The organism is Polaromonas sp. P1_G2 (assembly GCF_056405515.1).
Map to the genome: position 1 here is coordinate 1 of NZ_JBFUBY010001859.1, position 343 is coordinate 343.

Below are 343 nucleotides of genomic sequence, written 5' to 3' on the forward strand. Positions count from 1 at the left end.
GTGTCGAGCGTGTGCAGGTTGGTGACGACGATGATGCCTTCGCGCTCATTGATGTCGCGCAGCGCATCCATGACGATCTTGGCGTTCATGGGATCAAGCGAGGCGATTGGCTCGTCGGCGAGCAGCACCTTCGGCTCCTGCAACAGGGCACGGGCGATGGCAACGCGCTGCTGCTGGCCGCCCGACAACGTGCCGGCGGCCTGCAGCGCCGTCTGCTCGATGCCGAGGCGCTCCAGGGCGGCAATCGCCATGATGCGTTCTTCGCGGGTGAACATGCTCAACACGCTCGACATCGTCGAACGATGATTCAGCCGGCCGAGCATGACATTGGTCAGCACGTCGA

At 63.6% G+C, this 343-nt stretch carries 1 protein-coding gene; it reads right to left on the reverse strand.

Annotation, left to right across the window (positions count from 1 at the left end):
- Positions 1 to 343, reverse strand: a 343-nt coding sequence (locus AC1D0P_RS32925; protein WP_477680551.1) for an ATP-binding cassette domain-containing protein, incomplete at both ends; no start/stop codon positions are given.